Below are 25422 nucleotides of genomic sequence, written 5' to 3'. Positions count from 1 at the left end.
ATCGTGTCGCCCGGCTTCGCCACCGCCTGCAGGCACAGGTTGATCGCCTCCGTCGCGCCCACCGTCACGATGATCTCGTTCGGGTCCACCGACATCCCGTTTTCCAGGTAGCGCCGTGCGATCTGACGGATCAGCCGCGGATGCCCGGGCGGCAATCCGTCCGTCACGCCCCACAGCGACTTGTCGCGGCCGGCCGCGTACGCATAGCGGTTCAGCTTCTCGAACGGGAACAGGCTCGGATCCGGGTACGGCGAGCCGAGCGGCACTGCGTCGTCGGTGCCGATCGAGCGCAGCGTCGACAGCACGAGCCGGCTCACGTCGACCGACGACGAGATCGCGATCGGCTTCGACGGCCGCAGCTCGCGCACCGGCGCATGGCCGTCGTCGCGCCGCAGGTTCACGAAATAGCCGGACTGCGGGCGGCTTTCGAGCAGCCCGCGGCTTTCCAGCAGCAGATACGCGTGCAGCACGGTCGTGATGCTGATCCGGTGCTGCTGGCTTGCCTGCCGCACCGACGGAATCCGGTCACCGTGCCGGTACACGCCCTGGCGGATCAGGCGCTCGATGTCGTCCGCGAGCTTTTCATAGAGTTTCATCGCGTGCCTCCCGCCGGCCTGCGCAGCCGCCCCGCCCCGCTGCGCGCATCCGATACGCACGTGTTCCGCCCGTCGACCGGGCCATCGTGGTTCCTGATCTTTCCCTCCGGTTTTGCCTTTTCCATCGCACTGGCTCGCTCTTGAAGATGCGCCAACAGGGTTCCGGTACGACTGGATCTGCGGCACTGTGCCCTTGATGATGGAATCTTAAGAGCAGAACAGTTGGCGACGAGTACACACATCGTCCACGCGAACAAGAGTACAGTTCGGCGCGAATCGCGCATCGCGGGAGAACTGTACGTCTTATGAAATGGCCGGGCCGCCGGAAGCGGCACACAGCGTGGCCGGATCGGCCCGGAACGCCCGCCGCACGGCCTTCCGCCCGGCTGCATCAATTGGGGTGCAATACTGTGCGTCCGCTCGGTTTTCATTCCCGGAGTCAGACCATGCAGTACACGATCGAACAGGCATCCGACCTCGGCGGCGTGATCCGCACCGCCCGGACCGTACAGAAATGGCGCAGGAACGACACGGCCGGCACCGAGGCCCGCGGATGACTGATCGCGCCCTCGTCGACCAGCTCGTCGCGCGGCTGACCAGCCGTGCCGACCATCAGCGCTTCACCGGCGCGCCGATCGACCTGTCGACACTCGACGCACACGCGCTCGGCGCGGTCTGGCCGGCCCTGCGCCGTGTCGAGTACGAGATCATGGTGCACGACGAGGCATTCGAGGATCCGCGCGCCGATTTCGCGCGCTGGCTGCACCGGCAGATCGATGCGCTCGGACTCGTGCCGCTCGTCGACGCCGATGCCGCGCTCGAACTGTTCCGCGACATCCCGGCCGGCGGCTGGAAACGTGCACTGGAGGAATTGCCCTGCCTCGACGCGCTGCCGTCGCCTGCGCTGCAGGCCGAACTCGCGCGCATCGCGGGCGAGCCGGAGGAAGGCGACGAGCGCACCGCGTCCAGCACGTATGGCGTGTATACGCTCGACCGGTTCGCCGGCCGCCGCGACTTCTCGGCGCGACGCGACGCGTATGCGCAGGCGCTGGCGGATTCGCCGTTTCGCGTGCGCGAACTCGACGTGCTGCCCGAACTCGGGCTGGCCGGGCTGCTCGCGCTGGCCGCGACGAACAACGGCTATTTCGCGCCGAGGCGGTTGTGGCTCGACTTGAGCGATCCGGCCGTCACGCTCGCGGAAGACGCCGCGTATGTCGCGTTCGCGTGCGATGCGCTGACGGAAGCCGCGCAACACGTGGCGGCGCTCCATGCGGGCGCCGTCCCGTACGAGGCCGATCGTGCATTCACGACCGACGACGCGCAGGTCGTCGCCCGCGCCGCCCGCGTGGCCGCCTATCGCGACGAAGCGTGGCTGCGCCCGCTGATCGGGCCGCTGCTGACCGGCGTGTGCGTCGCGCCGACGGCCGCGAAGACCGCGCCGTCCCAGTCGCTCGCGATCGCGCTCGGCCACGCGGTCGAGACGATCCCGACCCCCGAGGGCGTGCGCGCGCTGCGCGACGCACTCGCCATCGTGCGTCACGCCGGCGTGCAGAAGAAGCTGGCACGCAACCTGAAGCCGGCCGAACGCGCGCTCGGCGAGCGGCCGCACACCGCGCTACGCATGACGCTCGACGCAAAGCCCGACAAGAAGCAGCTCGCGATGCTCGCGACCTGCATGGAAGCCGGCTTCTGGCAGTCGATGACGCTCGGCCACGCCGAATGGCGCGAGCGCCTCGTCGATGCGCCGGCCGGCGCCGCGTTCGCGGCATGCACGATCTGGCACGCGCGCGGCCGCGATGGGTCGACGCAGTCGTTCATGCCCGAGATCGCAAAGGGCAAGGTCGTGCTGCGCGACGCGGCCGGGCACGCGATCGACATCGCCGGCGACAGCGACATCCGGCTATGGCATCCGCTGCTGGCCGATGCGGACGAGCGGCTCGCGTGGCAACGCGCGATCGTCGGCCGCACGCTGCGGCAGCCGGTCAGGCAGGCCTTCCGCGAATACTACGTACCGGCCGACGGCGACGCGTCCGCCAGCGATTCCGCAATGTTCGAAGGCCACGTGCTGTCGAGCCGGCAGCTGGTCGGCGTCGCGCGTCGCGAAGGCTGGTCGATCCGCGCGTACGACGACGGGCTCGTCCGCGAATTCGGCGACGTGCGCGCGACCTTCTTCGTCGATGCGCGGCTCTATCCGGGCTCGGAAAGCCACGGCACGTCGCGCCGGCTGCACTTCGAACGCCGGCACGACCGGCGCTGGATACCGCTGCCGATCGGCGAAATCGATCGTGTGGTGTTCTCGGAAGTGGCGCGCGCGGTCGATCTGCTCGTCAGCGTCGCCGCGTTCGCGCTCGACGACGACGCAACCCGCGCGGCGACGGCCGCGCTCACGGTCGACCCGGTGCGCCAGCGCGAGCGCGAAGCACAACGCTGGCAGCGCCTGAACCGGTTGTCGGACGTGCCGCTGGGCACGATGGCGCGGCATCGCCGGCACGTGCTGTCGCTCGTGTTCGCCGGGCCGGTGGCGCAAGGGAAGATGACGATCGATGAACGGCATGTGCGCGTCGGCGCGTGGTCGGTGCATTGCGCGACCGGGCGTGTGATGCGCGACGGCGAACCCGTCGATGCCGCGATCGAGCCGCCGCCGTCGCCGCTGAGCGCGGTGCCGTGGCTGCCTTACGACGAAGCGCTGCTGCAGCGGATCGTCGACGTCGTCGCGGGGTTGCTCGATTGAGCGGACGCCGTCAGATCGAACCGAACAGCGCGCGCGGCCGGTCCTTCAGCGTGCCGGCGAGAATCCGCAGCCCGTTGACGAGTTCGTCGCGCGAGGCCGGGCACGCGAGGTTGATGCGCACGCCGTGCTCGATCTCCGCGCGATCGACCGCGAACGTCGACGACGGCATCACGATCACGCCGCGCGCCTTCGCGTTCGCGGCGAAGTCGTCGGCGCGCCACGGCGGCGGCAGGCGCAACCACACGAACATGCACGCCGGGTCGGATTTCAACTGCCCGGCCGGCAGCAGCTCCCGCGCCAGATCGACGCGCGCGCGGATCTCCGCGAGTTGCGCACCCATGATCCGCTCGGCGGTGCCGTCCTCGATCCACACGGTCGCGATCAGCATCGACGTGGGGGCCGGCATCCACGCGGTCGTGCGCACCGCCTCCGCGCACAGTGCGACGCTGTCGCGCGGGCAGCTCAGATAGCCGAGGCGCAGCCCCGGCGCGAGGATCTTCGACGTCGCGCCGATATGAAACGTCAGCTCGGGGCACAGCCCCGCGATCGCCGGCAGCCGGTCGCGCACGAGCGGGCCGTACACGTCGTCCTCGATGATCGTCACGTGATGGCGGCGCGCGATGTCGACGAGCGCCATCCGGCGCGCGAGGCTCATCGTCGTCACGGTCGGGTTCTGCAGATTCGGCACGACGAAGATCGCCTTGACCGGCATGCGCTGGCAGATCCGCTCGATCTCGTCGGGCAGCAGGCCGTCGTCGTCGGCGGGCGCGCTGACGATCTCGAACTGGAACACCGGCGCAAGCGCCTTGAGCCCGTAATACGTGAGGCGGTCGGCCACGATCACGCCGTCGGTGCCGATCAGGCTGTTCAGCACCGCGTACAGCCCGTGCTGCGCGCCGCTCGTGACGACCACCTGGTCGCGCGACGGCGCGAAGCCCGGCGCGGCGAGCCACTGCGCGCCGGCGGCGCGCGCCCAGTCGGGGCCCTGCGGCGGCTGGTATTCCTGGAGGGCGGCGAAACGCGGGTCGTTCGGCAGCGTGCCGAACGTCTGCGCGAGGCTCGCGAGAAACTCGCCGGTGGCCGGGCGGTTCACCGTCAGGTCGATCACGCCGTTGCCCGCCGCGAGCGACGCGCGGGCCGGCTCGATGCTCGGCATCGCACCGCCGGTGACGAGCGAGCCGCGCCGTTTGCTGCCGATCACGAGGCCGCGCAGCTGCAATTCCTTGTACGCACGGGACACGGTCGATACGTTGATGCCGAGCTCGGTCGCGAGCTGGCGCTGCGGCGGCAGGCGGCTGCCCGGCGGATACATGCCGCTGCGGATTTCCTCCTCGATCGAGCTCGATACCTCGACGTAGGTCGGCCGCTTCGCCTGCGCCGGCGCGCCGCCGTCGCGCTCGCCGGAAAGTTTGTCTGATGCCATTTATCGCCCGTGACCACACAAAAAGCGTTTGTCTGCCATTTTGACCTGCCCAGCGATTGTATCCGACATCCCCTTCCAGTCAAACGTCAGTTGAAAAGTCTGTCGAATCAGCCAGTTGAAATCGGGTAAACACTAGCGCCACACAATTTCATTTTGATTGCACACAAAAAATTACTGTGTGATTCTTGATCGCAACTTTGTGTGAATCATGTGGACCGGAGGGAACGCGTCATGGCGAATGTCGCCATCGTGGGTGCAGGCTTCATCGGGCTCGGCGCGGCGGCATGGCTGCAGCGCGACGGGCATCGCGTGACGCTGTTCGATCCGGCCGGCATCGGCCAGGGCGCGTCGTTCGGCAATGCCGCGACGTTCGCGCCGTACGGCTGCGTGCCGGTGAACGGCCCGTCGGTGTTCCGCGACATGCCGCACTTCCTGTTCGCCGCCGACAGCCCGCTGCGCATCCGCTGGCCGTACCTGCTGCACGGCGCGCCGTGGCTCGCGCGGTTCCTGCTCGCATCGACGCCCGCGCGCCACGCACGCAGCGCGACCGCGCTGGCCGCGCTGCTGTCGCGCGCCGCCGACGGTTATGCGCCGCTGCTTGCACCGTCGCGGCTCGCGGCATTCGTGCGGCCGCGCGAATGCCTGTACCTGTATGCGCGGCAGGCGTCGTTCGACGCCGCGCAGCCGTCGCTCGCGCTGCGGCGCCGGCTCGGCGTGCCGTTCGAAACGCTCGACGCGAGCGCGATCCGCCGGCTCGAGCCCGCACTCGCGCCGATCTTCACGCGCGGCGTGCTGTTCGTCGGAAGCTGGCACTTCTCCGATCCGTGCGGATTTCTCGACGCCCTGTTCGCGCACCTCGCCACCGGCGGCGCCGCGCTCGAACGCACGCGCGTCGAACGGATCGAGCCCGCCGGCGACAGCGTGAACGTGCATGCGGGCGGCGCCGTGCGCACGTTCGATCACGTCGTCATTGCCGCCGGCGCCCGCTCGCGCGCACTCGCGGCCGCGTGCGGCGACACGGTGCCGCTCGATACCGAGCGCGGCTATCACGTACAGTTCGGCGCGCACGAGCCGATCGTCACGCGGCCGGTCGGCTGGGCCGAGCGCGGCTTCTACATGACGCCGCTCGACGAAGGGCTGCGCGCGGCCGGCACCGTCGAACTCGGCGGCTTCGACGCGCCGATGAATCCGTCGCTCGTCGCCCTGCTCACGCGTTCCGCGCGCGAAGCCGTGCCGTCGCTCGGCGCACCGACGCGCAGCTGGCTCGGCTTCCGGCCGACGCTGCCGGACGGCGTGCCCGTGATCGGCCGCGCGCGGCGCAGCGCGCGCGTGATCCATGCATTCGGCCATCAGCATCTCGGCGTGACGCTCGCCGGCATCACCGGGCAAATCGTCGCCGACCTCGTCGCCCAGCGCGCACCGCCGCTGGACCTCGCACCGTACCGGGCCGCGCGATTCTGACGCGCACCGCGACTTTCACCACTGCAAGGAGGCATCCATCATGAATCGTCGTAACTGGCTGGCTTGGCTGGCCGTCTGCTCGATCGGCACGGTCGGCGCATCCGCGCAGGCCGCGGACCCGGAGACCGTCAAGATCGGCTTCGCCGGCCCGCTGACGGGGCCCGTCGCGCGCGTCGGCAAGGATCTGCAATACGGTGCGCAACTCGCGCTCGACGAAGAAAACGCGAAACATCCGACCGTGGGCGGCAAGCCCGTGCGCTTCGTGCTCGACGTGCAGGACGACCAGGCCGATCCGCGCATCGCGATCCAGGTCGCGCAGAAGCTCGTCGACGACGGCGTGGTCGGCGTGATCGGCCACTACAACTCGGGCTGCAGCATTCCCGCGTCGGCCGTCTACAAGCAGGCGAACGTCGCGATGATCACGCCCGGCTCGACCAATCCGCAGCTGACGATGCAAGGCTTCAAGAACGTGTTCCGCACGATGGGGCACGACGGCGTCGGCGGCGTGGTGGCCGGCCGTTTCGCGGTCGAGCAGCTGAAGGCGAAACGGATCGGCATCATCGACGATCGCACCGCGTTCGGCCAGGGTCTCGCCGACGCGTTCGAGAAGGGCGTGAAGGATGCGCACGGCAGCATCGTGTCGCGCGAATACACGAACGACAAGGCCGTCGATTTCCGCGCGATCCTGACGACGATGAAGAGCAACAACGTCGACCTGCTGTTCTTCGGCGGCCTCGACGAACAGGGCGCGATGCTCGTCAAGCAGATGCGCTCGCTCGGCATCCGCGCGCAGCTGTTCGGCGCCGGCGCATTGAAAAGCAATGCATTCCTGAAGATCGCCGGCACCTCGGGCGAAGGCACGCAGGATCTCGAACCGGGGCCGGCGCTCGACAAGCTGCCGTCCGCCGTCGCGTTCGCGCAGCGCTACAAGGCACGCTTCAACCAGGATGTCGAGCTCTATGCGCCGTTCTCGTACGACGCGGCGCTCGCGATGATCGCGGCGGTACGCAAGGCCGATTCGCTCGATCGCGGCAAGATCGTCGCGAGCCTGCCCGGCGTATCGGTCACCGGCGTGACCGGAAAGATCTCGTTCGACGAGCGCGGCGACCTGATCAAGCCGCCGTACACGCTGTTCCGCGTCGAACAGGGTCAGTGGCACAGCATCCGCACGGTCGGCGGCGCGTCGAACTGACGCGCGGCGGTGCGACCGGGAACCACACCGTCATCGCGCCGCCTGCTGCCGCTGCACCTCCTGCGCTTTCATCTGCAGATACGCGCCGCGCTCGACCTCGTGCAGTTGCTGCGGATACTGCTCGGTCGCGTCGAACCAGCGCGCGAGGCGCTGGTCGAGCGGCTTGTCGAGCGTCGCGAGATACGCATCGATCGCGAGGTAGTAGCGCATCGTGTTGCGCTCCAGCAGCCCGCGCACGCCGCCGACGTACTGCGGCTGCGCGGCCGATCCGCCGACGTTCGTGAAGCCGACCTTGTCGCTGCCGACGGTCGCGAGGTAGGTCTTCATCGCCATGCGGCCGACCGTGCCGAAACCATACGAATACGTGAGATGCAGGAACGTGCGCGACGCGCCGACCGGCACGGCCTCCAGCGCGATCCGGTAATCCTTCGTGCCCATCGGGCCGCTGTCGGCGGTCAGGTCGACCTGGAAATAGTCGGGCGATGCGGCCGCCACGCGATAGCGGAACTGCACGCGATAGGTGTCGGACAGCTTCTGCTGGATCTTGCGGCCGAGGTTCACGTCGAGCACCGGGCCGTTGCCGCCGCCCGATGCATGACAGTATTTCGTGTTCAGGTGCAGGATCAGCACCGCGCACCAGTTCGCGGGGCCCTGCGCGGGATCGTCGAGCTGGCCGCTCACGACCGCGAACGGATAGTCGACCACCGCGTAGATGTCGCCCTTCAGCGACGACGACGCTTCCGTCGATTCGAGCACCAGCGGCCGGTGAAACGCGTTGTCCTTCAGTTGCGCGCCGAGGCTGCGGTAACGGTCGAGCAGCGCCGCCGCATCGTCCGCGCCGAACGACAGCGCGCTCCAGCCCGTACACAGGGCCGCGACGAGCGCGTACCAGGCGCGGCGGGCGAGCCACGTGCCGCGCGGATGTCCGGATGTCTTCATTCTTGTGCTCCCGCCTGGCGCGCGATGGTCGCGCGCATGTGTCACAGAATACGCCTGGCCGCAGCGCAACATTGCACGCGAAAAGGCCGTTATCGACGCCGCTTCACCGGCACCGGCAACTGCGCGGCGGTGATCCGGATCAGCGCCGACAGCCATTCGCGATCGTCCCAGCGCTCGCCCGAGATGACGAGGTGCGGCTTCGCGCCCGGGTACGGCGAACCTTCCTCGCACGTGCCGAGAAACGCGCGGCCTTCGGGCGTCGGCTTGACGAACAGCCGATCGTCGCAGACGAGCGCCGCCATCTTGCCGTCGCAATAGATACCGTACTCGCCGAACATCTTGCGCGCCGATACCGTGCCGGCCGCCGCCATCTGCTCGACGATGAAATCGACTGTCCCCTGGCTCGATGCCATCCCTGCTCCTTGCAAAAGGTGTATGACCGCTGCGTGTGCCCGACCGTTCCGCCTGATCGGCGGATGCGCTGCGGTGCGTCATCCATTCGTCGGCGGAACGCGCATTCGGACGCATTCAGGCACGTGCAGGCATTCGCGGCCCGCAACACGCTGCGTGTCGTGTCGTGACAGTCACATGACGGCGCGCGGCCGAGCGAGACGATCGCGATCGACGACGTAACAATGCGACAACGCCCGCCTACGAACGCAATACCGACGGCGCGACGCCCAGCCAGCGATGAAAGCTGCGCCGCATGTTTTCGGTATCGCCGAAACCGCACTCGTTCGCCACGCGCTGCAGCGACGCCGCCCCGCTTTCAAGCGCCGCACGAGCGGCTTCCACGCGAAGTTTCTCGACGGCCTTGGCCGGCGTGAGGCCGGTTTCCGTCTGGAACGCCCGCGCGAACTGACGCGGGCTCATGCACGCCTGCTCGGCCAGGTCGCTCACGCGCAAGCGTGCGCCGAGATTGCGGCGAATGTGGTCGAGCAACGGCTTGAAGCGCCCTTGCGCGCTGTCGAGTTCGATCAGCGCCGAGAACTGCGACTGTCCGCCGGGGCGCCGGTAGTACACGACCAGACGTTTCGCGACGGCGCGCGCCAGCCGCTCGCCGCGATCCTCGCCGATCAACGCGAGCGTCAGGTCGATGCCGGCCGTGATGCCGGCGCTCGTCCAGAACGGCCCGTCGTTCACATAGATGCGGTCGAGCGCGAGCCGCACCTGCGGAAACGCCCGGGCAAACCGCTCGCCGCAGCCCCAGTGCGTGGTCGCCAGCCGGCCGTCCAGCACACCGGCGGCGGCCAGCAGCAGGCTGCCCGAACAGACACTCGCCACCCGGATGCCGCGCGCCGCGCAGCGCCGCACGAACGCGCACGTCGCTGCGTCGGCCATCGCGGCATCGACGCCGTCGCCGCCCGCGACCAGCAACGTATCGAGGTCCGCCGCATCCGGCAACGGCTCGGCGTGCCAGCTCACGCCCGACGAACTGCGCACCAGCCCCGGCTGCGCCGCGACGACGCGAACCGCGTAATACGGCGCGCGCGCGTAGTCGGCCATCTCGAACGCGGAAACGGGCCCGGCGGCATCCAGCACCTGGAAACCGGGATACACGAGCATGGCGACGCGATGGGTCATGGCAGAAAGTGCGGGAGAAATGACATTGCGGCGGACAGCGCGCGGCGCGATGCTACACGCCGCTCATACCTGGGGAGATCGTGATGGCCACCACGCCGCTCATCGTCGTATTCGCATTGTTCGATCATGTCACGCAGCTCGATTTCACCGGGCCGGACGAAGTGTTCTGGCGTCTGCCGGGCGCGCGGATCCGGCGAGCCTCCGTGCGCGGCGGATCGATTCGCGCGGACAGCGGCCTGACCGTCGCCGAGGTCGAGCGGCTCGCCGACATCGCGCACGCCGATCTCGTCTGCGTGCCGGGCGGGCTCGGCGTGATCGACGCGATCGCGGACGATGCATTCGTCCGCGAGGTGCGCCGGCTCGCGCTCGGCGCCCGCTATGTTACCTCCGTGTGCAGCGGGTCGCTGGTGCTCGGCGCGGCCGGGTTGCTGCAAGGCCGGCGGGCCGCCTGCCACTGGGCGTGGCGCGACCTGCTGCCGCCGTTCGGCGCGATCGTCGACGAAGGCCGCGTGGTGCGCGACGGCCCGGTCGTCACGGGCGGCGGCGTCACCGCCGGCATCGACATGGCGCTCTCGGTGATGGCCGACCTGGCCGGCCCGGCCTACGCGCAAGCGGTGCAGCTCGGCATCGAATATGCGCCCGAGCCGCCGTTCGACTGCGGACGTCCCGAGCAGGCCGCGCCGGACATTCTCGCGTCGGTGTCCGCGCTGTTCGAGCGCGTGCGGCCCGATCGTCATGCGGTCGTGGCGCGTGCGGCGCAGCACCTTGCGCTGCCCGACGCGAGCCGACAACCGGCATGACGCGCGCGCGACCCCTGCCGGATCGGCGCGACGCCGTTACTTGTCTGCCGCAAACGCGCTCGACATCTGCCGCGCCCGCTTCACGTCGTCGCCGTGCAGGTAGATCGACGTCGTCGAGATCGACGCATGCCGCAGGTTGTCGCGCACGGTCGTCAGCTCCGCGCCGCGCGCCAACGCATGCGTCGCATGCGTATGACGCATCCAGTGCGGGCTCGCCTGCCGCAGCTTCTGCGCGAGCGCGGGGTTGTCGGCCTCGACCTGATCGGCCGCCTGCGTGAAGAAACGCTGCATCACCTTCCACAGCCGCACGCTCGTGATCGCGGCCGCGCCGTCTTCCGCGAGGCTCGCGATCAGCGGCGTATCGGGCCGCCAGCGCACCGGCGTGACCGGCAGCCGGCGTGCGACCAGGTAACGGTCGAGCGCCGTGCGCGCGAGCGGCGGCAGCGCGACGCGCGCGGCCTTGCCGCCCTTGCCGACCACCTTCAGCCACGTGTCGCCGTGCGCATCCGTCTCGATGCCGCCGAGCGTCGCGCCGACCAGCTCGCTCGCGCGCAGCCCGGTCGCATAACCGAAATCGAGAATGAAGCGCAGCCGTTGCGCGGCGGCCGGCGTCCAGCCCGACTGCGGCGCACCGGCCGCCGTGCCGGTGCGGAACTCGAGCCCGTCGGCAATCGTGCGCACGAGCAGCCATTCGCCTTCGGTGAACGCGTGCGACGTGTCGAGTGCGTTCGCGCCACGCGTGTCGCGCACCTTGACGCCCGCGAACGGATTCGCCAGCAGGTAGCGCTGTTCGATCAGCCAGCGAAACAACGCGCCGAGCACCGACAGCGTGTACGCCGCCGAACGCGCGGACAGCGCGCCCGAGAACGGCCGCCAGTCGGGTGCGCCGCGCGGCCGCACGGGCCCGACCCAGCGTTCGTGCGGGCTCGGGCGCCGCACGAATGCGCGATACGCGACCGCGTCCTCGGTCGTCAGCGACGACAGCGCGCGGCCGCGCTCGACGATCGCCCACAGGATCAACCGCTCCGCCTCCTTCCGGTACGCACGCCGCGTCGCGGCCGATTCGTGCAGCGACAGCCACGCGTGCACGGCCGCGTGATCGTTGTCCGCATCAAGCGTGCTGGTCGCACGCGGCGCGCGGAACGTGCCGGCCGAGCCGTCGACCTCGTGCGGCAGCTTCAACTGCTCCCACGGCACGATGCTGCCGCGCGGCGTCGCCGCGATCAGCGCGCGCGCCCGTTCGGTCAGGTCCGGATGCGCGGCGAAAAACGCCTCGATGTGCCGCGCACCGGCCACGCCGAGGCCCGCGATCGCACGCCACCACTGGCGCCGGCGCGGAATCCGCACCGTGAGATCGGCGAGCGTCGCGATCCCGTGCGCCCGCAGCGCGGCGACCGCACGCGCAGGCAGCCACAGGCCGACGTCGTCGCTGATCTGCGGGACCGGCGCGCGCGCATGACGCAGCAGGCCGATCGCTTCGGCGGCCGCCTTCGCCTCCCGAATACGCTCACCGTCGGGATGACCGAGACGCTCCGCGAGATCGGGCCGGCCGACCTGTCGCGCGACGCGCACGAGGCGGCGGCGAATCCCGCCGATCACGCCGCGCGCCGAGCGCCCTTCGCCGAGACGATCGGGCAGGTAGCGTTCGACGGCCTGACGCACGGTCATGCCCGCGTACCATGCGCGCAGCGCGGCCAGTTCGTCGGCGTCGGGATAGCCTGCGGGCGCAGGCGCGGAATCGGAAGAAGGCAGTGAGGCGAGGCGCGGTTTCATGGGCGCCAGTTTGACAGAAGCGCGCGCGGCCGGATACGTCGCGCGCGGCGTTCCGGGGGCGGCCGGCACCCCGGCCGGGCACTCCGGGAACAGATCGCGGCCAAGATGATCGCGCTGGCGATTGCCGAGCGGAACGAAGGCCGCATCGACACCGCGCTCGACGCAGGCAATTTCTCGGTCGACCTGTTGAACGGTATCGGTTACGACCTCGTCAACGCCGGCCTGACGATCGATCGTGCGATGGCGCTGATCGATGCGCGCCTCGCGCAGTCACCCGATGCCCCGTATGCGCTCGACAGCAAGGGCTGAGCGCTCCATCGCCTCGGTCGCGACGACGAAGCGCTGGCGTGGTTCGACCGGTCGATTCAGGATTCAGGGAGCGACGCCGCGTAACGCGTCACTCCTCGCCTTTCGCGCCCGGATTGAGCATCACGACGAAACCGGCCACGCCGACGACCAGCGCGACCGCGCCGCCACGCAGCGCCATCGCGTTGTCGAACAATAGCCCCGTCACGACGGCCATCATCCCCACGAGCGAGACGAACACGGCGATCGCCGCGACGACGATCCGAGATTGGCGGCGTATCATTGCGCCCCCTCCGGGTTACGCGGCCGCAGCCGCTACGTCGGCATCGTCGCCGCGAATCAGCAGCACCGGGCACTTCGAGCCGCGCACGAAGCGCTCGGCGACGCTGCCGAGCAGCACGCGCCGGATGCCGCGCCGCCCGTGCGTGCCGACCACCGCGAGATCGATCCCGCCTTCCTTCACGTAGCGCTGCAGGCGTTCCGAGATGTCCTCGCCGATGCTCTCCGTCTCGACGAGTTCGGCCTCGCCTTTCGCACCGGCGAGCGCGATGACCTGTTCGGCTTCGCGCAGTACCTTGCGCCCGTCGTCGCGCATTTCCTCGACGAGCGCGTGCGGATCGAAACGGCCCGCGTAAGTGAACAGCACCGACTTGTCGACCACATACACGGCACTGACTTGCGCGTCGCCTGCCAGCGCGACCTTTACGGCCTCGGCAAGCGCCAGTTTCGACGAAGCGCTGCCGTCGACGGCCACCATGATCTTCTTGTACATGCAAACCTCGCTGGGGTGAATTGCCGCGCGGCTGGGTGCGCGCGGCCCTGTCACCATCATCGGCGGACGGCGGGTTCGAATGTTGACGGCGATCAAGCGAGCGACCATGCCGGCTGCGACCGGCCGACGCAGGGCGCGGCACGCGCGCCGGAGCCCGCACCCTTGTGCGTCCTCGCGTATGCGGCGCGCGATACGCGTGCTTGTCGAACCCGCCGGCGCGCGACGGAATCCGCCGGGCCCGCGGCGGCCGCGCGCCGCCCGTGCGCACCGGAATCGAGCGGCCACCATGCCGAAGGCGCTATCATCGGATGTGCGACTTTCGTCCGGCCCTTATTTGCCGGCCCACTTTCAACTCGCTCAACCGACATGACAACGACTACCGAACGCGTGGACGGCGCCGCCCAGCATCTCGTCGCCGCCCGCCATGCCGGCTCGCCCGGCCCGCTGCTGCCCGATGCACTGCGCCCCGACGACATCGACACCGCGCTCGCGATCCAGCAGCGCGTGGCCGACCTGCTCGGCGAATCCGTCGGCGGATGGAAATGCGCGCTGCCGCCGCCCGACCGCGTGATCCTCGCACCGATCTTCGCGTCGACGATCCGCGAGGCCGATGCGCCGTACCGCGTCGTCGGCGGCCCGATCGTGCGGATCGAACCGGAAATCGCGTTCGTGCTCGATCGCGACCTGCCCGCGCGCGAACAGCCGTACGACGAACAGGACGTGCGCGACGCGATCCGCGAGGTGCGCATCGTGCTCGAGGTGCTCGGCTGCCGCTATGCGGAGCCCGCGCGCGCGTCGAAGTTCGAGCTGCTGGCCGACGGGCAATTCAACCAGGGGCTATGCGTCGGCCCGGTCGTGCCCGACGGGCTGAACGTGCCGCTCGAGACGCTGGCGCTGTCGTTCGAAGGCGCGCTGAACCGCACGATCGACGGCCGCCACCCGGACGGCGATCCGCTGAAGCCGCTGGTGTGGCTCGTCAACTTCCTCGCCTCGCGCGGCGACCCGGTGCGCGCCGGGCAGATCGTGACGACCGGATCGTACGCGGGCGCGATCGACGTGCCGCTCGGCGATGCGCTGACGGTTCGCTTCGGCGAGCTCGGCAGTTTGTCGGTGACGTTGACGGCCTGATGCACGCGGCGCGCGCGGGCACGGCTGACCGGGCCTGTCACTGATCGCTGATCGCTGGCCGCAGCGCGACGGCCGCGCGCGTTGCGCGGCCGGGTTCGCGGCAGGTGTCAGGCGCGCGGCTGCTCGCACTGTCGTGACGGCAACGTCATTGCGGCCACGCCGGCAACGACGCACGCGAGCCCGAGCCACGCCGATGCCAACCGAGATTCCCCGAGCAGCGCCATGCCGATGCCGATGCTGATCGGCACGCGCAGACAGGCCTGCGCCCCGTCGTGCCAACCGAACCGAGCGTCTGCACGAGCCGAAAGTAAATGATGAACGCGATCGCCGCCCGTGCCGGCAGCGATCGCGACGACGGGTGAAGCGTCCACGGACGGTCGGCGGCGAGGCAGGCAGGCACCAGCACGATCGCCCCGACGATCAGCGAGCCGGCAGGCGACATCCCCTTGAACGACCGCCCGTAGCGCGCTGCGCCCCCCTGCATCTTCCGTACGACGTGATAACGTTGCACATCCCCGCGCCCACCGCGCCCTACTCCTTGGCATGCGCACCGCTTTCACGCCGATATCGAACATGTCGCTGACACCGCTTCCCGCCCTGCTCGACAAAACCCTGCGCACCGTCGTGCGCCGCTACCGGCTGCCGCCGCTCGACAGCGCGTCGTCGCCTGCCGACGCCGCGAACCCGGCCGCCACGCTTGCGATCGTGATCGAGGAAGCGCGCAGGATGCGAAGCGACGGGCACACAACCGACGCGGCGCTGCGGCAGCGCTTCATCGACGCCCTCGCGCAGATGATCCGCGATGCGATGGATACGCATTCCGGCGATCCCGCGTTTCAGGCCGCGGTGCTGCGGCACGATGCGCCGAGCGTGCGCGAATACGCGTCGTTGTCGGCACACGCGGAGCAGGACCGTCGCGCGCTGCACTCGGCCGTCAACGCGATCGCGCACCCGGCCAAGCTCGAGCGCAGCGCCCGGCCGTGGCAACGCGACGGGCTCGCGCGGCTGCATGCGGCCGCCACCGGCGCGTCGTGGGCCGATCTGCACGACACGCTGCGGCACCTGCTCGCACTGCCCGACATGAAGACCGACCCGGCCTTCGAACAGGACATCGTCAAGCTGAAAGACAGCCCCGCGCTCGAACGCCTGCTGCGCGTCGACGCCCTGGCATCGGACGAGCACGTGCGCCGCTACCGTGCGCTGTGGGTCCGCCAGGGTCCGCTCGAAGGCAGCTCGGTCGCCGTTGCACAGGGCGTCGCATCGCAGCAGCGCGGCGCAGCCGTCGAAGCGCTGGCCGCGCAGGCGCTCGACGCGCTGGCCCGCAGGCTCGACGCCGTCGACGCACGCCGCACGTACCGGGTGGTGACGTCGATGCGCGTGCCGTCGTCGATACCGGGCCGGCACGATCGCGCGAAAACCGAATGGGACGCGATCCTGCTCGAACGCCCTCGCGGCGACGACCCGGCGCCCGCGTGGAACGTGCGCTTCCTCGTCGAAGCGAAAGCGTCCGCGGATGCCGCGACGACCGATCTGCCGCGGCTGCTGCGCGGCCTGACCCTGCTCGCGCAGGCCGACCCGGACACGATCTATTCGTTCGAGACGCACCAGGGCACGGTGCGCGTGCACGGCGCGTCGCTGCGGGCGCTGACGACCGACGACGCCGCGCTGCAACGGGAAGTGCTCTATTGCTGCGACGCGTCCGCGGACGCGACGCCGCGCCTGCTGGGCGCCGCGAGCCGGATGCAGTTGCTGTCGGCGCAAGCCAGCCTCGAGTACGCGAGCGCGCTCGCGCAACAGCCGCATACCGCCCCTGACGGCCTCGGCGTCGTCTGGCACGCGCTGCTGACGATGCCGCAATGGCATGCGGTGCTGCACCAGTACCCGTCGTTGCGGCAGGTGCGCGAGCTGATGGTGGCGATCGACGACTTGCGGGCCGCGATCGACGAGGCCGATGAAGGCGGCGCGGCCAGCAGCGTGTACGCGTGACGCACGAAACAAGCCGCCGCGCGGCGGCCGGAACGCGCGGCCCGCTCAGTTGGTGAGCACGCCGAACGGCAGCGTCCATCCTGCCAGCCGGCCGCCATCCGCCCAGCGATCGCCGGCCGCATCGCACGGCAGCAGAATCGGCGCGGCCGCGCATTCGAGCGTTTCCTTCGGCGTATGGCCGAACTCCGCCTTGAACAGCCGGTGGAAATACTTCTCGTCGGGAAAACCGTGCGCCCACGCGATCTCCGCGATGCGCTGATGCCGGCGCTGCGGGTCGCCGAGCACGTGGTACGCGTGACGCAGCCGCCGCCGCGTGATCTGCCGCATCACGCCGCCGTCTTCCTTGAACAGCTGGTAGAGCCGCGCTCTCGACACGCCGATGTCGCGGCAGATCCGGTCGGGATCGAGGTCGGGCTCCAGCAGATGCACGTCGATGTAGCGGCGGACCCGCTCGGCCAGCGCCCCGTCGATCGGGCCGCGTGCGTCGTGCAGCGCCTGCGCGGTCGGGGCAACCGCCGCGGCGAGCAGCAGCAGCATCGACTGGACGATGCTCGGGATCTCGTGCGTGCGCAGATTCGGCAGATTGCGGAACAGCGACAGCATGTGGTCGCCGAGCAGCCGCCCGACGCCGCTCGTCAGCGTCTGGCCGTGCGCCTGCGTCGCATGGCTCGGCAGCAGGTACCTGGGCACGACCAGGCTGATCACGTCGCCGGCCTCGACCCTGCAGTCGTTGATCTGCGCGACGTCGTACACGAACACGTCGCCGGCGCCCTTGACCAGTTCGGGCCCGCCGGTGTGGCTGGCCAGCCGGCCACCGAGCAGCAGCGTGAAGCGGATCGAATCCTGTCCGTCGAGGAGGATCCGCCGCGTGGTCCGATGAACCCGGTAGGCCGGCGCGCGCGATCGCCAGTGGCGGCCCGACAGGATCAGCGGGCCGAGCGCCGCGCCGCTCGCTTCCGCGTCGAACGCGCCGTGGCCGCCGTCGTCTTCCAGGCGGCAGTCGCACAGCATGTCCTTGACCCAGACGTGGAACCTATCCCGCTCGGGGTAGTCGATGGTGCGAAACTTGAAAACGGGGACGAATGCCGCTTGATCCATGACAGTGTTTTTATCGAGCCGACACGAGAGGAGAGATCGGTTCGCAGATTATCGGACCCAATTGCGCCGGCGCAAGGCCGGCGCCGCACATCGTCCACCCAGGCGGTCGACGGGCGCCCCGCGACGGGCGCCGTCGTTGCCGCGGCCATCAGCGTTGCGGATGGCATTCCCAGTTGTTGTACGTCGGCCGATCGATCGGCGTGAGCCCCGGAATCATGAACACCGTACAGCCGAAGCGCCGCCCCTTGCCGGTCGTCGCGTCGTAACTCACCTTCTGGCCGCCGAGCCCGTCCTTCTTCCCGTACTGCACGTTGGCGATCGTGATCTCGTCCGACGACGCGAGCCCGAGCGTCTTCGCGGTCGACGTCTGCACGTCGACCATGTTCATCTGCGTCGAACCGCACGCGGACAACACGAGGCCGGCGGCCGCCGCGCCCAGCGCCGTCCGCAAGGTGACGGCGCATTGCAGGATCTGCTTCATGGTTTCTCCTTCGAATTCCCGGTGGGGCACGATTACGAGCCCGGCGTAAAAAAGCTGGACTGGATCTGGCTGCCGACGTTCGCGACGAACGATTGCCAGACGAGCGCCATCGCCCCCGCGGCATTGACGGCCAGCGCCGGCCATGACCCGTCCTGCGGATCCAGCGTCGACGTGCTCCACGCGCCGTTCCGATAGCCGGCCACGAGGAGGAGCGACGCGTTCGGTGTGCCCGTGTCCTGCCAGGCGACAGTCACGTTGCCGGCTGCGTCGATCACCAGCGGCGGGTACTGGAGCGCCGCCCCGTTCAGGTGTTCCGTCAGCCGCTGCAGCGTCCCCCAGTTTCCGCCGGCATCGGATACGCTCGCCTGCAGGACCGCGCCCCCTTCCGCCCACATCGCGGCGGCCACGCCGTTTTCGTTGACGGCGAGCATCGGCGTCGCGATGAAACCCGTCGGCTCGACGATCGCCGGCGCCACCGGCTGCGAGGGCTGCCATCCGGTTCCGGCGACGTAGCGCTGCGACATCGTGGCGGTGTAGATCTTCCCGCCCGTCACGTCGAGTTGCCCCCAGAGCAGCGTGATGTTGCCCTTCGCGTCCATGCCGGCGACCGGCGAGATGATCGTCGTGAACAGGCTCGTATTCGATACGGCCTGGTTGACGTTGGTCCAGCCGTTGGTCGCGTCGTAGGTAGCCGTCCACAACGCCGACTTCGTATGGTTGGTCTGCCGCCATGCAAGCACCGCGCGGCCGGACGACAGGACCGACAGCATCGGCCTCACGTTGTCCGTATCGCCGGTCACCGCGCCCGGCCCGGTCTGCACCGGCATCTGGACCAGCGCCGTCGGCGACCACTGTCCGGCCTGCGTATAGCGCGTCCACGCGATGCGCGTGTCGAGCAGGCTGATCGACTGTGTCCATGTGACGAGCGCGTTGCCCTGGCTGTCCATGCCGGCCGAATAGGACGAACCGGCCATGTCCGGCACCAGTGCGACCGGGGTGCCCCAACCGCCATTCGGGGTGTACGGGCGCGCCCACAGGGCGTACGTGTTGGGGCCCGGCGTCCACTCGGTCCAGAATGCGACCGCCTGCCCGCTCGCGTTGCCGACCAGTTGCGGCTGCACCCCGGTCAGCGAATTCATCGCATGCGAACCGTCGCTCGTGTCGAGCCGCGTCGCGCTTCCCCAACCCGAGCCCGGCACATAGCGTGCGCCCCACATCTCGTTGCCGGTCGTGCCGGCCGTGCCGTTGGTCATCCAGGTGGCGAGCGCGTTGCCGCTCGCGTCGATGGTCACGCTCGGCTCGCCTTCCGGCCCCTTGCCGTCCACCGCGGCGACCTTCGACCAGCCGGCCTGCGGCTGCGTGGTCCCGCCGCCCGTCGGCCCGCCATTCGAGCCGCCGTTCGAACCGCCGCCGGGCGAGGTCGGACCGGAAGGTGAACCGGGATTGTTCGGCGACGACAACGATGCGCCGCCGTTCGTGGCAACGTCGTCACCGCCGCATGCGGACAGCGCGAGCGCGGCTGCCATGACCATCCATGCAATGGGTTTCATCGGAATCCTCTTTTTCTCTTTCCGGCGTACTCTCGTCTGCCGTTCGCCGACACGCTGTACCGCACCGATCGGCTTCTTGATAAGCAATGCTATTGAACAGACACGAAAACCGGCGTCCGTTCGCCCCCCGTCCTGATCGGCTCCGTCGTGCGGATCGATGCGAACACCGCCCTCGGCAGACCGCCCCCGTCGGGCAGCGCGGACGACGACCGACGTCTATCGTCGAAGGTCCGTCGCTGCCGGCTGCATCTTAATTCAGGCGGTCCGGATTCAAGGTGGCGATGCGTCCACACTGAGTGGACTTCCATTTCACCGGCCCGCCTGCGCGCGCTCGCGGCCGGGGCCGCGGGTGCGGTACGATACGCGCCGGGGCGAAACGCCTCACCTGAGAGACCCGGCCGCTGCGGCCCCACACCCGGCACAAGAAAAAAATGCCCAGAAACCCATTGCTGCACCGACACCTGTTCGCCGCGCTGGCGGCCGGCCTGTTCTGGATTCCGGCTGCCCATGCCAGCGGCGACGATGGCTGCTACGCGCCCACCACCCTCCGGCAGACCGCCTACTCGTGCGCCAACCTGCCGATGCTGAGCCCCGCGAACGACACGCGCATCAACGCGATGCTGATGATGGTCGACAGCGCCAAGGTCGCGCAGGCGTTTCCGGACCCGAAGACGATCCCCGCGAAAGACCGGATCAACCAGATCATCGTGCCGTTTCCGATGGACTTCTCCGGGTGGATCTACATCGGGCAGAAGGAGCCTGACACGACCGCCAAGGCCGACAACGCGGCGGATGGCGACGCGTCGTCGAACCGCTATGCCGACGGCGAAGGCAGCATCTGCCGCAGCATGAACTCGGGCGCCGATGCGTTCAACGACGCACTGGGCGGTGCCGGCGGCCTCCCCGCCGACGAAGCCGCACGCCTGCGCGCGGCCCGTGCCGACATCGCGCAGAAGACCTGCGCCGCCGGCGCCGCGAGCGCCGCGTGGACGAAACCGCCGGTCAAGTCGCCGCTCGGCCAGCAGTTCGCCGCGTATCTCGACGGCACGAACGCGTTCTACCGCGCCGACTTCCTCACCGCGACCCGGGCCTTCGCGAACGCGTCGCACAGCGCGAACCCGTGGCTGAAGGAAACCGGGCTCTACATGGCCGGGCGCGCGCAGCTGAACGCCGCGCAGGCCAACGTGTTCGACAACGACAACCCGACGCCGTCGCTCGGCCGCGTGACGAAGGTGTCGCTCGACGCCGCGAATACGGTGTTTCGCACCTACCTGAAGATCTATCCGCAGGGACGCTATGCGACCTCCGCGAACGGGCTGTTGCGGCGGGTCGCGTGGCTCGGCGGCAACGTCACGCAGCAGGCCGACCTGTACGGCCGCGCGCTCGCGCGCTGGTCGCCGGCGACGTCGAACGTGCCGCTGATCCAGCTGGCGAACGAACTCGACAGCAAGCTGCTGTTCGGCACGGAATTCGATGCGCGCCAGATCCAGTCGCCGACCGTGCTCGCGACCGTCGACCTGCTGCGCATGCGCACGTCGGACAACAGCGATTCGAGCCGCACCAAGCCGCTGACCCTGGACGAGCTGCAGGCGCAGAAGCCGCGCTTCGCGAACGCGCCCGCGCTCTACGACTACCTGCTCGCGACCTGGTATGTCCAGATCGGGCACAAGCCGGACGCCGCGCTCGCCTTGCTGCCGCAGGCGCCCGCCGAGCCGCTCGACTACTTCGGCTTGAGCCAGCAGGCGCTGCGCGGGTTCGCGCTGGAGGATAGCGGCCAGGCCGACAAGGCGCGCCAGCTGTGGCGCGACCTGATCCCGCTCGCGAAATTCCGCTTCCAGCGCGAGGCGCTGGAACTCGCGCTCGCGATCAACCTGGAACAGGCCGGGCTCGTCAACGATGCGTTCGCCGACGATTCGCCCGTGCAGAACGCCGCGATCCGCGCCGTGCTGCTGCGGCGCGCCGCCAACGCGGACCTGCTGCGCGCGCAGGCACAAAACCCGGCGGCCGGCGGCGCGCTGCGCGACACCGCGCTGTACACGCTGCTGTACAAGGAACTCACGCGTTCGCACTACGCCGAGTTCATCGCCGATGCCGCGCTGGTGTCCGGCACGCCTGCCGATCCGTTGAAGCCGTTCGTCGCGTCCGGTGCGAAAACCGAAGACGGCTACACGTGCCCGTCCGCGCGCGACATCGCGGCGATGCTCCAGCAGAATCCGGCCGACGCGAAAGGGTTGAACTGCCTCGCCGAGTTCGTGCGCGTCAACCCGCTCACGGCCAACCTCGAAGGCGATGTGGTGCCTCCGTGGATGCGCAACGCGTCGGCGGCGAACGCCGCGCGCGTGCCGCCGACGCTCGGCGCGGCGCCATCGCAGTTCGCAGGCAAGCCGTACGAGCGGATGTCGAGCTACGTGACGGTGATGGCCGATGCGCAGGCGAATCCGAACGACCGCGCGTATGCGTACTACCGCGCGATCAGGTGCTATGCGCCGGCAGGCTCCAACGAATGCGGCGGCAAGGACGTGCCGAAGAACGTGCGCAAGCGCTGGTTCGATACGCTGAAGGCCAGCTACGCGGGCAGCGTGTGGGCGCAGAAACTCCGCTACTACTGGTAAGCGCCGCGTGAAGCGTGTCGCGTATGTCGCGTATATCACGTGTATGGCGCTGCTGCTGGCCGGACGCGTCGCGCTGGCCGGCACCGTCGATGCCGCGCAGTACGACACGTTCTGGCTGTGGGCGGGCGTGAAGCCGCAGGCGGTCGTGCGCGGCGCCCGCGCCGTCTACGTGCTGCAAGGGCAGATCGAGGCATCGCCGCGGGACGAGTCGCAAGTACGCGTGATCGCGCAGGGCGTCGCGCTGCCACCCGCGCCGCATGCGCGCGTGTGGCTCGTCTATCGTGCGCATACGCTGCGCTGGACGCCGCGCGTCACGCAGATCATGCTCGCGCAACTCGAACGCTGGCGCGCGTCGGGTCGCACGATCACCGGTATCCAGATCGACTTCGATGCACGCACGCGCCACCTGCAGGACTACCTCGAATTCCTGCGGACGCTGCGCGAGACGCTGCCCGCCGATTGCCGGCTGAGCATCACGGGGCTGCTCGACTGGAGCAGCCGCATCGATACCGACCAGGTCAACCAGCTCAGGGGGATCGTCGACGAAGTCGTCGTGCAGACCTATCAGGGCCGCCGCACGATCCCCGACTATGCGGACTACCTGCCGCGCGTCGCGCGGCTGCAGCTGCCGTTTCGCATCGGCATCATCCAGGGCGGCGAATGGGATGCGCCGCCCTACCTCGCGGCAAACCCGTGGTTCCGCGGCTATGTCGTGTTCCTGCGCAACGAGTAGCGGGAAACACGCGACGACGTCGATCGTTCCCGTGCCCCGGATTCATTCCGGGCGCGGCGAACCCGCATCCACGTACACCCACGCGCTGACGCCCGATTCCAGCACCACGCGATCGCGGCGATACGCGTCGACTTCGTAGTCGTCCGCGTGCTGCAGCTCCTCGCGCGTGATCGCGAACACGGTGCCCGTGACGCGGTCGCCCGGTCGGCCGGTATAAGCCACCACCGGATGATGCGTCTTCCCGCTCGTCGCGACCACCTCCGGATCGTCGATCTTCAGCATCGTCATCGCGTAACCGGGCATCGCATCCTCGCGACCGTCGAGCTTGCGGCCGAAGGTGGCGAGCTGCACCGGTTCGAGTTGCAGCGTGCCATAGGAAAAGAGGTGCTCGGAGAAAGTCGGGGCGGTGCCGGACATGATTGAGCTCGACAAAAAACAGGACAAACGAAACGTAACGCAGATCGCCCGCTGGCTTACGCGCCACCCGCGATCGCGCCGCCGAGCCCGGCAAGCGCAATCACGAGCAGCGCACCCGCCGACGAGGCCGTGATCCATCGTTGCTTGCGGTGAATCAGCGGATGGTTGATCGCGGCCATGTAGCCGGTCATGATCGTGAAATCGACCGCGATCCACAGCGCGGCCAGGATGGCCAGGCTCACGCGGGAATCCGGCGTGATGCCGACGAACTGCGGAAAGAATGCGACGAAGAACAGCAGGTCCTTCGGGTTCGCGATGCCGACGAGAAAGCCGCGCACCACACCCGGCAAGCGCCACGCCTGCGACGCCGGTTCGCCTGGTGCGGCACCGTTGCCGTCGCGCGTACGGCCGGCGCGCCATTCGCCGAGCAGCGTCCGGACGGCCAGCACCGCGATGAAGACGCAACCCGCCACGTGCAACCCCGTGAGCAGGCGATCGCTGACGAGCACGACGCCGAACACCATCAGCATCGCCCCCGCGATCATCACGAGGCTCGCGGCATTCGCGCCCACCGCGGTCAGCATGCCCTGGCGGAACCCGCGCCGCGCGACAGTGCCGACCACGAGCATGACGACGGGGCCGGGCGTCGCGATGAGCAGCACGATCGCGGCGAGATAGGCGAACAGCAGCGGGTAATGGAGTGCCATGACAAAAAGTTGTTGGATGGATCGACGCGCGTGCGCGCTACGATGGCATCATCTGGATTCAGCGCGGCGGATTGCACGGTTTTTTGCAGTATGGCGCGCCCGGCCTGCTGCTGAAAAACGGAAAATCCTGTCGAATGACATGAGTTTTATTCATATTCAAACCCCGTGAAGGCCAAACCGCTCCCCCCTGTCTACGCCTTGCGGGCATTCGAAAGCGCCGCGCGCACCGGCTCGTTTACGCTTGCCGCCGAGGAACTGAGCCTCACGCAGAGCGCGGTGAGCAAGCACGTCAGGACGCTCGAGGCCTACTTCGGCCGGAAACTGTTCGTCCGGCGCGGGCCCAGGATGACCGTGACGGCGGAAGCGCAGATCTTCGCGTCGGGCCTGCGGCGCGGCTTCCGGCAGATCGAGGAAGCCTGCATGCTGTTCCAGTCGCAACGCGACGTGCTGCGGCTCAAGGCGCCGTCCACGCTCACGATGCGCTGGCTGCTCGACGCGCTGGCCGCCTTTCGCGACACGCGGCCCGCATTCGAGGTGCAGATCGCGAGCGTGTGGATGGATGTCGACACCGTCGATTTCTTCAGCGAATCCTACGATTGCGCGATCCTGCTCGGCACGGGCAAGTTCGGCGAGGCCACGCAGTGCGTGAAGCTGTTCAACGAATGGCTGATTCCGGTGTGCTCGCGTGCGACCGCGACGGTCGCACGCACGAATCCGGCGGCGTGCGAGCTGATCCACCCGTCGCCCGACCGGCGCGACTGGCGCCGCTGGCTCAAGGGCAGCGGGCACGGCCTGGACGTCGACATCACGCGCGGGCAGGTGTTCGACATGCTCGAACAGGGCATCGCGGCGGCCATCGCCGGCCACGGCATCTCGATCGGCGATCTCGCGCTGTGCGCGACGGCAATCGACGAGAAGCAGCTCGTGCTGCCGTTCAAGACGGCCGTCAATACCGGCGACGCGTACTATCTCGTCTGGCCGGAAGACTCCGGCAAAGCCGCGCAGGTGCGCGAACTCCTCACGTTCCTGGAAGACCGGATGCCGCGCCTGACGTTTCCGGGCATCCGCTTCAACGGGCCGGGCTGAACCCTGCGGCCGGCGAACCGGCCGCCTGGGCGACGGCGCTGACGGGC

23 protein-coding genes are annotated in these 25422 nt (G+C 69.1%); 10 read left to right on the top strand and 13 right to left on the bottom strand.

The features are described 5' to 3' along the window. The coding region (locus ABY44_RS40335; protein ID WP_431643642.1) for a GntR family transcriptional regulator at window positions 1-596 on the bottom strand (596 nt) is incomplete at its 3' end. A 553-nt stretch (window positions 597-1149) separates the two neighbouring features. On the opposite strand from ABY44_RS40335, the gene ABY44_RS40330 reads away from it, so the two are divergent. After that, window positions 1150-3327 carry a DUF4132 domain-containing protein gene (locus ABY44_RS40330; RefSeq protein WP_060174743.1) on the top strand — a complete coding sequence of 726 codons (2178 nt, stop codon included), beginning with the start codon at window positions 1150-1152 and terminating at the stop codon, window positions 3325-3327. Window positions 3328-3337: 10 nt separating this feature from the next. On the opposite strand, the gene ABY44_RS40325 is transcribed toward ABY44_RS40330, so the two are convergent. Beyond that, complete coding sequence (locus tag ABY44_RS40325; protein WP_021157899.1) at window positions 3338-4750, bottom strand: PLP-dependent aminotransferase family protein; 1413 nt, start codon at window positions 4748-4750, stop codon at window positions 3338-3340. 231 nt (window positions 4751-4981) lie between these two features. Here ABY44_RS40325 and ABY44_RS40320 point away from each other — a divergent pair, with 231 nt between their 5' ends. Next, window positions 4982-6211, top strand: coding sequence for an NAD(P)/FAD-dependent oxidoreductase (locus tag ABY44_RS40320; RefSeq protein WP_060174744.1), 1230 nt, complete (start codon window positions 4982-4984; stop codon window positions 6209-6211). 40 nt (window positions 6212-6251) lie between these two features. Beyond that, on the top strand, window positions 6252-7403 hold the full coding sequence (locus tag ABY44_RS40315; RefSeq protein ID WP_027792437.1) for a branched-chain amino acid ABC transporter substrate-binding protein: 1152 nt from the start codon (window positions 6252-6254) through the stop codon (window positions 7401-7403). Between the two features lie 30 nt (window positions 7404-7433). Here the strand turns inward: ABY44_RS40315 and ABY44_RS40310 are convergent, their stop codons facing one another. The 3 genes from ABY44_RS40310 to ABY44_RS40300 form a co-directional block, all read right to left on the bottom strand. Continuing rightward, window positions 7434-8342, bottom strand: a complete 909-nt coding sequence (locus ABY44_RS40310) for a hypothetical protein (RefSeq protein WP_060174745.1) — start codon at window positions 8340-8342, stop codon at window positions 7434-7436. A gap of 89 nt (window positions 8343-8431) precedes the next feature. Beyond that, a complete protein-coding gene (locus ABY44_RS40305; RefSeq protein WP_021157895.1) occupies window positions 8432-8755 on the bottom strand; it encodes a TfoX/Sxy family protein in 324 nt (107 codons plus the stop codon). Window positions 8756-8993: 238 nt separating this feature from the next. Next, complete coding sequence (locus tag ABY44_RS40300) at window positions 8994-9926, bottom strand: GlxA family transcriptional regulator (RefSeq protein WP_060174746.1); 933 nt, start codon at window positions 9924-9926, stop codon at window positions 8994-8996. An 83-nt stretch (window positions 9927-10009) separates the two neighbouring features. On the opposite strand from ABY44_RS40300, the gene ABY44_RS40295 reads away from it, so the two are divergent. Continuing rightward, window positions 10010-10726 (top strand): DJ-1/PfpI family protein, encoded by a 717-nt coding sequence (locus ABY44_RS40295; RefSeq protein ID WP_060174747.1) that lies wholly within the window; start codon window positions 10010-10012, stop codon window positions 10724-10726. Window positions 10727-10762: 36 nt separating this feature from the next. Here the strand turns inward: ABY44_RS40295 and ABY44_RS40290 are convergent, their stop codons facing one another. After that, the gene (locus ABY44_RS40290; protein WP_060174748.1) at window positions 10763-12499 is read right to left on the bottom strand and encodes a site-specific integrase; all 1737 of its coding nucleotides are present in this window, start codon (window positions 12497-12499) and stop codon (window positions 10763-10765) included. A gap of 105 nt (window positions 12500-12604) precedes the next feature. Between ABY44_RS40290 and ABY44_RS40285 the strand changes: the two genes are divergently transcribed. After that, window positions 12605-12808 carry a hypothetical protein gene (locus ABY44_RS40285; RefSeq protein WP_060174749.1) on the top strand — a complete coding sequence of 68 codons (204 nt, stop codon included), beginning with the start codon at window positions 12605-12607 and terminating at the stop codon, window positions 12806-12808. Between the two features lie 88 nt (window positions 12809-12896). Here the strand turns inward: ABY44_RS40285 and ABY44_RS40280 are convergent, their stop codons facing one another. Beyond that, complete coding sequence (locus ABY44_RS40280) at window positions 12897-13088, bottom strand: DUF2964 family protein (RefSeq protein WP_021157890.1); 192 nt, start codon at window positions 13086-13088, stop codon at window positions 12897-12899. Window positions 13089-13103: 15 nt separating this feature from the next. After that, window positions 13104-13577, bottom strand: a complete 474-nt coding sequence (locus tag ABY44_RS40275; RefSeq protein ID WP_027792431.1) for a universal stress protein — start codon at window positions 13575-13577, stop codon at window positions 13104-13106. Between the two features lie 366 nt (window positions 13578-13943). Between ABY44_RS40275 and ABY44_RS40270 the strand changes: the two genes are divergently transcribed. Together ABY44_RS40270 and ABY44_RS40265 are read left to right on the top strand one after the other, a co-directional pair. Next, complete coding sequence (locus ABY44_RS40270; RefSeq protein WP_060125431.1) at window positions 13944-14705, top strand: 2-keto-4-pentenoate hydratase; 762 nt, start codon at window positions 13944-13946, stop codon at window positions 14703-14705. A 573-nt stretch (window positions 14706-15278) separates the two neighbouring features. Beyond that, entirely contained in the window at window positions 15279-16691 is a 1413-nt protein-coding gene (locus tag ABY44_RS40265; RefSeq protein ID WP_060174787.1) for a hypothetical protein, read from the top strand. A gap of 45 nt (window positions 16692-16736) precedes the next feature. Here the strand turns inward: ABY44_RS40265 and ABY44_RS40260 are convergent, their stop codons facing one another. From ABY44_RS40260 to ABY44_RS40250, 3 genes are all read right to left on the bottom strand, one after another. Further along, window positions 16737-17789 carry an AraC family transcriptional regulator gene (locus ABY44_RS40260; protein WP_431643641.1) on the bottom strand — a complete coding sequence of 351 codons (1053 nt, stop codon included), beginning with the start codon at window positions 17787-17789 and terminating at the stop codon, window positions 16737-16739. 148 nt (window positions 17790-17937) lie between these two features. Further along, entirely contained in the window at window positions 17938-18270 is a 333-nt protein-coding gene (locus ABY44_RS40255; protein WP_034196211.1) for a hypothetical protein, read from the bottom strand. 32 nt (window positions 18271-18302) lie between these two features. Continuing rightward, window positions 18303-19820, bottom strand: a complete 1518-nt coding sequence (locus ABY44_RS40250; RefSeq protein WP_060174752.1) for a hypothetical protein — start codon at window positions 19818-19820, stop codon at window positions 18303-18305. 431 nt (window positions 19821-20251) lie between these two features. On the opposite strand from ABY44_RS40250, the gene ABY44_RS40245 reads away from it, so the two are divergent. Together ABY44_RS40245 and ABY44_RS40240 are read left to right on the top strand one after the other, a co-directional pair. Further along, window positions 20252-22432, top strand: a complete 2181-nt coding sequence (locus tag ABY44_RS40245; RefSeq protein ID WP_060174753.1) for a hypothetical protein — start codon at window positions 20252-20254, stop codon at window positions 22430-22432. A 43-nt stretch (window positions 22433-22475) separates the two neighbouring features. Then, window positions 22476-23165, top strand: a complete 690-nt coding sequence (locus tag ABY44_RS40240; protein WP_060174754.1) for a DUF3142 domain-containing protein — start codon at window positions 22476-22478, stop codon at window positions 23163-23165. Window positions 23166-23207: 42 nt separating this feature from the next. On the opposite strand, the gene ABY44_RS40235 is transcribed toward ABY44_RS40240, so the two are convergent. Both ABY44_RS40235 and ABY44_RS40230 read right to left on the bottom strand, forming a co-directional pair. After that, window positions 23208-23582, bottom strand: a complete 375-nt coding sequence (locus ABY44_RS40235) for a gamma-glutamylcyclotransferase family protein (RefSeq protein WP_059697202.1) — start codon at window positions 23580-23582, stop codon at window positions 23208-23210. Between the two features lie 56 nt (window positions 23583-23638). After that, on the bottom strand, window positions 23639-24289 hold the full coding sequence (locus ABY44_RS40230; RefSeq protein WP_060084123.1) for a LysE family translocator: 651 nt from the start codon (window positions 24287-24289) through the stop codon (window positions 23639-23641). A 198-nt stretch (window positions 24290-24487) separates the two neighbouring features. On the opposite strand from ABY44_RS40230, the gene ABY44_RS40225 reads away from it, so the two are divergent. After that, the gene (locus ABY44_RS40225; RefSeq protein WP_431643640.1) at window positions 24488-25375 is read left to right on the top strand and encodes a LysR substrate-binding domain-containing protein; all 888 of its coding nucleotides are present in this window, start codon (window positions 24488-24490) and stop codon (window positions 25373-25375) included. Window positions 25376-25422 lie beyond the last annotated feature (47 nt).

The organism is Burkholderia sp. ZZQ-2 (genome assembly GCF_050768715.1).
Taxonomy (GTDB): domain Bacteria; phylum Pseudomonadota; class Gammaproteobacteria; order Burkholderiales; family Burkholderiaceae; genus Burkholderia; species Burkholderia cepacia.
This window is presented reverse-complemented; position numbering and strand designations above follow the sequence as displayed.